This is a genomic window from Alkalibacterium sp. m-11 (assembly GCF_054658155.1).
Genome location: NZ_BAAGIR010000234.1, coordinates 1 through 1962, shown reverse-complemented (window position 1 = coordinate 1962; position 1962 = coordinate 1). Strand labels below are relative to the sequence as shown.

Below are 1962 nucleotides of genomic sequence, written 5' to 3'. Positions count from 1 at the left end.
GTGTACTTGAACTGTTGCGAAAAGCATTAAAATCAGAAGGGCTGTTTTGAGCTTCGCTCAATAGGCATTCATCTCCCACCTACGCTTCGCTTAGAGGTGGGAGTCTTCTGTCAAATGGTGATAAAAAAACACGGGCCAGACTTTTTTAAAAGTCCGACTCGTGGATATAGTACGATTTATTGCTTCTTGAATTTAGGGGTTCTCGCGGCTTTCGTTTCACCTGCTGCTTTTAAAGCATAGCCTGTGATCATCGGCCCGAAAATCTCAAAGAACACTGCCCCTGCCAGGACAACACCAGTAATCGCTCCGGATACGTTAGGAATGCTTCGTTCGGCTACAGTAGCGAGGCCAATGGCGATACCTGCTTGTGGAAAGAGGCCAAGACCTATATAAGGACGAACCTCCTTACTCACATCTGTAAATTGAGAAAACACCAGAGAACCGAAGTATTTACCAATCGAACGGGCAGCAATATAAGCGAGCCCTGCGACGCCTACCGTACCTATAATCGATAAATTGATATGCGCACCAGCCAAGGTCAGGAATATGACGAACACCGGCATTTCAATGCGGTTCAGTAAAGTTGCGATCAGCACTTTGCGTGAAGTCAGGTTCGTAATGGCAATGCCTGAAAAGATGTTGGTCAATACCGGAGACAGCCCGTACATGGTGGCAATTCCTGTATTGAACAGGATGACTGCCAGTAAAATGACCAGCAATTTGTCATTTGATGTACCTTTACGTATAAAGAAAGAAACGAACAGGCCACTTAGTGCACCAATCATCATTCCCAAGAAGATGTCGAAAAGGACTGATCCCAGAAGGGCTATTCCTCCGGGCCCCTGATCTCCAAAGGACTGAACGAAAGATACCATCATACCAAATGTCATGATAGCAACCAGGTTGTCGAAAGCGACCAGCCCCAGCACATTCTGAGTCATTTCCCCTTCTGAGCGTGTATCTTTAATGACTTCAACTACTCCAGCTGGTGAAACGGTCAATGCCAGAGTCCCTAGTATCAAAGCATACTGTATTGGCATTCCGACCAGCCAAGTCAGCAGTGACGTGACGGCAACTGTCAAAACAGCGTTCCCCATGGAAATAGTTACAAGATTTTTTCCGAATTTTTTAAACATGAGATAATGCAGCTCAGTCCCAACGGAAATTGCCAGCATGCCGAGAGCCAGTTCATTTACGAAGCCTAAACTGTAGTAGACCTCACTGGTAATGATGTTCAGTACACTGGGACCTAAAAGCAGTCCACAGAGCAGATACCCACTGACAGTGGGCAGCCCAACTTTGCTAGCCAGTTTCCCGCCAGCCATGCCGACCAGCATAAGGATTGCGATATAAAGCGAATATGTCATGTTTAAAACCCTTCTTCTATGTTATTTTCGTTGTCGATGCCTTTCGTAAAGTTCACAGGCACGCTAAAGAATATTGCTGTGTCGGGCTCTGATAAGTCTCCACAGACACTCTCTACGACAGACAGAACTTCCTTGCGTTCCTCTGCACCCTTAACTACAGTAAAAATGGTCTTGCTGTTTGACTCCCGTTCTTCTCCCAGTTCCGCAAACATTGAGAACATCGGAAACTGATTCGAAATCAGGTGACCCATGCCACTACTGTCCAGCACAGTCGCACCCTTAATTTTGTAACGCATAAATAAGGTCAATATTTCATCCAGCAGATCCGTTTTGTTCAATACGATGACAACTAGCTCCATTTGTCTCTTCCTTCTTTCTAAAATTTATAAAAGTCATCTAAATTCATATTAAATTATGCTCCTAATAACCTTTAAATTCAAGGGATTCTTGAAAATTGATTTATTTTCAAACTATGTGTAAAATAGTTGTCGGAAAGTAAAATAGTAGGGCAAGAAATTAAAGTAGACAAAAAGAAAGAAGACCCTTAATCTAGAGATAACCACAAATCCAGAAAAGAGGTCTTCTTATGAATCAA

At 43.6% G+C, this 1962-nt stretch carries 2 protein-coding genes; both read right to left on the bottom strand.

The features are described 5' to 3' along the window. Positions 1 to 176: 176 nt before the first annotated feature. A complete protein-coding gene (locus ACYQ2O_RS12030) occupies positions 177 to 1367 on the bottom strand; it encodes a cation:proton antiporter (protein ID WP_459770761.1) in 1191 nt (396 codons plus the stop codon). Positions 1368 to 1369: 2 nt separating this feature from the next. Continuing rightward, positions 1370 to 1726 (bottom strand): hypothetical protein, encoded by a 357-nt coding sequence (locus ACYQ2O_RS12025; protein ID WP_459770759.1) that lies wholly within the window; start codon positions 1724 to 1726, stop codon positions 1370 to 1372. Positions 1727 to 1962 lie beyond the last annotated feature (236 nt).